At 75.2% G+C, this 6,118-nt stretch carries 6 protein-coding genes; all 6 read left to right on the forward strand.

What is annotated here, in order from left to right:
- A partial coding sequence (locus FJ251_12615) for an alanine--tRNA ligase (protein MBM4118551.1) occupies positions 1-1,182 on the forward strand: 1,182 nt, incomplete at its 5' end.
- The gene (locus FJ251_12620; GenBank protein ID MBM4118552.1) at positions 1,179-2,675 is read left to right on the forward strand and encodes a hypothetical protein; all 1,497 of its coding nucleotides are present in this window, start codon (positions 1,179-1,181) and stop codon (positions 2,673-2,675) included. The genes FJ251_12615 and FJ251_12620, both read left to right, overlap by 4 nt.
- Positions 2,675-3,526, forward strand: coding sequence for a dTDP-4-dehydrorhamnose reductase (gene rfbD, locus FJ251_12625; GenBank protein MBM4118553.1), 852 nt, complete (start codon positions 2,675-2,677; stop codon positions 3,524-3,526). Before FJ251_12620 ends, rfbD begins: the two co-directional genes overlap by 1 nt.
- Positions 3,523-4,107 carry an SIS domain-containing protein gene (locus FJ251_12630; protein MBM4118554.1) on the forward strand — a complete coding sequence of 195 codons (585 nt, stop codon included), beginning with the start codon at positions 3,523-3,525 and terminating at the stop codon, positions 4,105-4,107. Before rfbD ends, FJ251_12630 begins: the two co-directional genes overlap by 4 nt.
- 4 nt (positions 4,108-4,111) lie before the next feature.
- On the forward strand, positions 4,112-5,245 hold the full coding sequence (locus FJ251_12635; GenBank protein MBM4118555.1) for a glycosyltransferase family 4 protein: 1,134 nt from the start codon (positions 4,112-4,114) through the stop codon (positions 5,243-5,245).
- The coding region (locus FJ251_12640) for a hypothetical protein (protein ID MBM4118556.1) at positions 5,242-6,118 on the forward strand (877 nt) is incomplete at its 3' end. The genes FJ251_12635 and FJ251_12640, both read left to right, overlap by 4 nt.

Here is a 6,118-nt window from a genome sequence, read left to right on the forward strand (position 1 = left end):
GAGAGCCCCTTCTATGCGACGGGGGGCGGCCAGGTCGCCGACACGGGCCTGCTCGCGCTGGGCGGCTGGGAGCTGCCCGTCCTCGAGGTGACGCGCCGTGGCAGCCGCCTCTGCCATCGCGTTGCACTCCCCGCGGGCCTGAGCCGCGAGGCGCTGATCGCCGAGCTGGGGGCGCTGCCGCTCGAGGCCCGCGTCGATGCCGGCCGCCGCCAGGCGATTGCGCGCGCGCACACGGCGACCCACTTGCTGCACGCGGCGCTGCACGCCGTCGTCGGCGAGGAGGCCACGCAGGCCGGCAGCTGGGTGGGGCCGGACAGCCTTCGCTTCGACTTCAACCACTACCGCGCCCTGCGGGTCGAGGAGCTGGTCGCGGTGGAGCAGCAGGTGGGCGAGTGGGTCCTCGCCAACTTGCCCGTGCGCCACGAGACGCTGCCGATCGCCGCGGCGATGGCGCGCGGCGCCATGGCGCTCTTCGGCGAGAAGTACGGCGAGGAGGTGCGCGTCGTCTCCGTCGGCGAGGTCTCGCTCGAGCTCTGCGGCGGCACGCACCTGGTGGCCAGCGGTGCCATCGGGCAGCTCCTCATCACGGCCGAGGGCAGCGTGGCCAGCGGCGTGCGGCGCTTGGAGGCGCTGACGGGACTCGCGGCGCAGCGCGCGGGGAGCCTGAGCCGCCGCACCCTGAGCGCGCTCGCGCAGCGACTGCACGTGGCGCCGGAGCAGGCCGAGGAGAGCCTGGCCGACTTGATCGAGGAACGCCAGCGGCTGCGCCGCGACCTGGAGGCCCTGCGCGCGGCGCAGGCGGCGGCGCGCAGCGAGGAACTGCTGGCACCGGCCGGCAGCTTCGGCGGCATCGCCGTGCTCAGGGGCGAGCTCAAGGCCGAGCAGCCCAAGGAGCTGCGCAGGCTCGCCGATTCGCTGCGCGGCAAGCTGAACGGTGCCCTCGCCGTGCTGCTGGCCGAGGCGGGCGGCAAGAGCTCCTTCCTGCTCCTCGTACCGGACGGCCTGGCGGCGGCGGGGCTGCACGCCGGCCGGCTCGCCGAGCAGGTCGCACAGCGGCTCGGCGGCCGCGGCGGCGGCAGCGCGACCCTCGCGCAGGCCGGGCTCAGCGGACCCGAGCAGTTCGCGGCCGTCCTCGCTGCTCTCGGCGAGACCCTGGCCGCCCAGGCGGGGGGAGAATCGTGAAACCGATGACTGCCGCGCGCGGCGCCCTGGTGACCGCGCTCTTCTGCGTGCTGCCAGCCCTGACCGCGCGCGCCCAGTTCGACGGCGGGCGCGCACGGCCCGCGGCGGCCCTGCCCGCGCTACTCGCCGCCACGCCGCCGGCAGCCTCGCCGGCAGCCTCGCCGGCGCCGACGCGCGCCGCAGCGGCAGGCAACTGGGCGCTCGACGCCCGCCTCGACCCCGATCGCTATCGCCTGGGCCCCGGCGATCGCCTGCTGCTGCTGCTGGACGGCAAGTCGCTGCGCCGGCTGGAGCTCGCTGTCCTGCCCGAAGGCATCCTGGAGTGGGAGGGGGGTCTGCGCGAAAACGTCGCCGGGCTCAGTCTGCGCGAAGCGGAGGCGGCGGTGCGCAAGGCGCTTGCACCCATCATGCCGGCCGTCGCCGTGCGGCTCCTGCTCAGCGCGCCGCGGCAGATCGAGGTGCAGGTGCAAGGCGAAGTCGCGGCGCCGGGCGCCGTGCGCCTGACGGCCAGCGATCGGCTGAGCGCGGCCATCGCCGCCGCGGGCGGCCCGAACGCGCGGGGCAGCCGGCGCTTCGTGGAGTTCCGCCAGGGCGGGCACGTGACGCGCCTGGACCTCTACCCCTTCCAGCGCGCGGGCGACTGGGACGCGAATCCCTACTGCCCGGCCGGCGTGCTCGTCTTCGTGCCGCTGCGCCGGGACACGGTGCAGGTGATCGGCGCCGTGAACCGGCCCGGCACCTACGAGTGGCGGGAGGGAGAGACGCTCGCCGACCTGCTCGCCTATGCCGAGGGCCTCGCTTCCGACGCGCTGCCGGGCTCGATCCTGCTGGAGCGCGCCGATGCCGAGACACCGGTGGCGCGCCAACTCGACGCGGAATCCGGGGCGACGCCCCTGCGTCCGGGCGACGTCATCGTCGTCGCCAGTCGCAAGCCGCTCCTGACGCGGGTCTTCCTCGAGGGCGCCGGCGAGCGCCTCGGCGAGGTCTACCTGAGCCCGGGCGAGACCCTGGGCGACCTCGTCCGGCGTCTGGGCGACATGCGCGGCAGCGCGCTGCCCGAGGCGGCCACCCTCGAGCGCCGCGGCACCGAGCGCAGCCGCTTCCTGCGCTTCGACCTGCGCGCCGTCCTGCGCGGCGAGAGCCCAGCCGAGCTGCCGATCGCGCACGACGACGTCCTCTACGTCCCCCAGCGGCCGACCGAGGTCTTCGTGCTCGGCGAGGTGCGCAAGCCCGGCCCTCTGCGCTACGTGCCGTCCTGGACCGTCGGCCAGTACCTGGCCCTGGCCGGCGGCGTCGGCGACAAGGGGAGCGAGGGCAAGCTGCACGTGGTGGACGCGAGCGGCGAGAGCCGCCGCGTCACCCGCACGGACAACCTGCACCGCGGGGACGTGCTCGTGGTGGGCCGCTCGAACCTGTCGATCTTCTCCGAGGTGCTGCTCACCGCCGCCTCCCTGAGCGGGCTCATCCTGGCGATCAACGCCCTGGCGAAGTGATGGCGGTGCTGGTCACCGGCGCCGAGGGCATGCTCGGGCGACGGCTGGTCGAGGAAGCGGCGCGCCGCGGGCACCGCGTGATCGGCCTGGATCGCCCCGGCTTCGAACTGGGGCGCCCGGAGGAGGCGGCGGCCCAGATCGCGGCGGCGCGGCCGGCGCTGGTGATCCACGGGGCGGCGCTGACGGACGTCGACGGCTGCGAGGCGCAGGCCGCGCTCGCGCTGGCGATCAACGGCGAGGCGAGCGGTGCCGTCGCCGAGGCCGCGCGGCGAGCCGGTGCGCGCTGCTACTACGTCAGCACGGACTACGTCTTCGACGGTCTCAAGACGACGCCCTACCTCGAGGACGATCGGCCGCACCCGGCCAGCGCCTATGGGCGCTCCAAGCTGCTCGGCGAGACGCGGGTGCTCGCCGCGGGCGGCAGCGTGATTCGCCTCAGCTGGTCCTTCGGGCCGGACGGGAGGAACTTCGTCGCCACCATCGTGGGGCTGCTGCAGCAGGGCCGCGCGCTGACGGTGGTCGCCGACCAGGTCGGCTCGCCCACCTACACGCGCGACGCGGCGGCGGCGATCCTCGACCTCGCCGCGGCCGGCGGCGAGGGCGTCTTCCACTGCTGCAATGCGGGGGAGACGAGCTGGTACGGCTTCGCGCGGGCGATCGCGGCGGGGATCGGCCGGGATCCGGCCCAGGTCAGCCCCTGCACCACGGCCGAGTATCCGCGGCCGGCGCCGCGGCCGGCGAACAGCCGCCTCGGCGGCGAGCGTTTGGCGGCGCTGCGCGGGCGCTCGCTGCCGGCCTGGGAGGACGCGCTCGCGCGCTACCTGAAGGAGCAGGCATGGCTGGCGAACTGAAGGCGATCTACGCCGAGCACCTGGCCGGGCACCGCGCGCTCTTCGCGCAGCTGGACGGCCTGGCGCCCCTCGTCGAGGCGGCCGGCGCCCGTCTGGCGGCGGCGCTCGCGGCCGGCGGCAGCGTCTGGCTGGCCGGCAACGGCGGCAGCGCGGCCGACGCCCAGCACATCGCCGCCGAGATGGAGGGCCGCCTCGAGCGCGAGCGCCCCGCCCGCGCCGTGCACAGCCTGGCCGCCAATGGCTCCACGCTGAGCTCGGTGGGCAACGACTACGGCTTCGAGGCGATCTTCGCCCGCCAGATTGCGGGCTTCGTGCGGCCGGGCGACCTCGTCGTCCTCATCTCGACCAGCGGCCGGAGCCCGAACCTGCTGCGCGCCGCCGAGGCGGCGCGGGAGCGGGGTATCGGCGTCATCGGCCTGCTCGGCAAGGGCGGCGGGCCGCTGGCCGCGCTCTGCGAGATCGCGATCGTCGTCCCCAGCGAGGACACCCAGTGGATCCAGGAGGCACACGCGCTGGTCGGCCACGTGCTGTGCAAGCTGATCGATCGCCTGCTGCCGGGTCCCCCGCCCGCCGGAGCCTGACGCGATGAAGGTGGCCCTGGTCCACGATTGGCTGACGGGGATGCGGGGCGGCGAGAAGGTGCTGGAGCTGCTCCTGGAGCCCTTCCCCGGCGCTCCCCTCTATACGCTGCTCCACGTGCCGGGCAGCGTCAGTCCGGCGATCGAGGCGCACCCGATCCGCACGGCCTTCATCCAGCGCCTGCCGCAGGCCGCGCGGCGGTATCGCCACTACCTGCCGCTTTTCCCCGCCGCCATCGAGGGCCTGGACCTGGGCGACTACGAGCTCGTCCTCTCCTCGAGCCACTGCGTGGCCAAGGGCGTGCGGACCGCGGCCGGCGCGCGCCACCTCTGTTACTGCCACGCGCCGATGCGCTACGCCTGGGATCAGTACGAGGCCTACTTCGGCGAGCGGCGGGACTTCCTGGGCCGCTTCGTCCTGCCGCGGGCGATGGCGCGGCTGCGCGCCTGGGACCGCCGCACGGCCGGTCGCGCCCAGCGCTACCTCGCCAACAGCGAGAACGTGCGGCGCAAGCTGATCGCGTTCTGGGGCCTGCCGCCCGAGCGCGTGCGCGTCCTCCACCCGCCGGTCGACACCGATTTCTACACGCCGGGGCCGCCCGCTGCGGCCGCGCCCGCCGCCGCGGCGGGAGGGGACTACTACCTGATCGTCTCCGCCCTCGTGCCCTACAAGCGCCTCGACCTCGCGCTGGCCGCCTTTCGCGGGGGCCGGCGGCGCCTGCTCGTCGCGGGCGACGGCCCGGACGCGGCGCGCCTGCGCGCGCTCGCAGCGGGCGACCCCGCGATCGCCTTCCTCGGCCGCCTGGACGACGACGCGCTGCGCGCTCTCTACCGCGGGGCGCGCGCCTTCATCCTGCCGGGCGAGGAGGACTTCGGCATCACGCCGCTCGAGGCGCAGGCCTGCGGCGCGCCCGTCATCGCGCTGGGGGCCGGCGGCGCCCTGGAGACCGTGCGCGAGGGCGAGACGGGGCTCTTCTTCGCCGAGCGCAGCGCGGAGAGCCTGCGGGGCGCCCTCGCGCGCCTGGAGGCGCGCGCCTGGGACCCGGCGCTGGCGCGCGCCCAGGCCGAGCGTTTCGCCAAGGCGCGCTTCCGGGAGATCTTCCGCCGCGAGCTGGCGGACTTCCTGGAGGGGCGCTGGTGAGCGCCGAGCGAGGGCCGCGGCTCCTGCGCACGCGCAAGGGGGACATGCTCTTTCCGAGCCTGCTCCTCCTGGGCGACCTGGCGGCGGTCTTCGGCGCGGCGCTGGCGACCTACGGCCTGCGCTTCGCGAGCGGGCTCTTCCCGACGCCCCTGGGGGTGCCGGCCTTCAGCGTCTATCTGCTAGCGGGGGGATCGACGGCCTTGGTCTGCGCGAGCGTCTTCTACCAGCGCGGGCACTACGCGGCGCGCCGCCGGGGCGACCTGCGCCGCGACCTCGGGGACCTGGCCGGCGGTCTCACCGTGAGCCTCGCCCTGCTGCTCAGCTTCCTCTTCTTCTGGCGGGGCTACAGCTTCTCGCGCAGCTTCGTCGTCAGTTTCGCCGCGGTCGCCTACCTCACCCTCCTGTTCGCCCGGCGCCTGCTGCGCGCCCTGCAGGGCCGCGCCTACGCGCGGGGCCGCGGCGTGCTGAACGTCGCCCTGCTGGGGGCGAGCCCGATGACGGAGCGCGTCTGGCGCCTCTTCGCCGAGCAGCCGAGCTACGGGCTGCGCCCGCTCGGACTCATCCGCGAAGCGGGCATGGACACCGGCCCGCCCGACCTGCCCGTGCTCGGCGACAGCGGGGCGCTCGAGGCGATCGTCGCCCGGCACGAGCTGGACACGGTGGTGGTGACGCTGCCCTTCGCGCGCTATGAGCGCATCGTCGAACTGACCGGGCGGCTCTCGGCGCTGAACGTGAACAGCTACCTGGTGCCGGACCTCGTCGGCCTGCTGACGACGCGCCTGCACCACCTGGAGATCGAGGGCCTGCCCTTCCTCGCCTTCCGGCACGTTCCCCTCTCGGGCCTCGGGCGCGTGCTCAAGCGCAGCCTGGCAC

Source organism: bacterium, assembly GCA_016873475.1.
In the GTDB taxonomy this organism is placed as follows: domain Bacteria; phylum Krumholzibacteriota; class Krumholzibacteriia; order JACNKJ01; family JACNKJ01; genus VGXI01.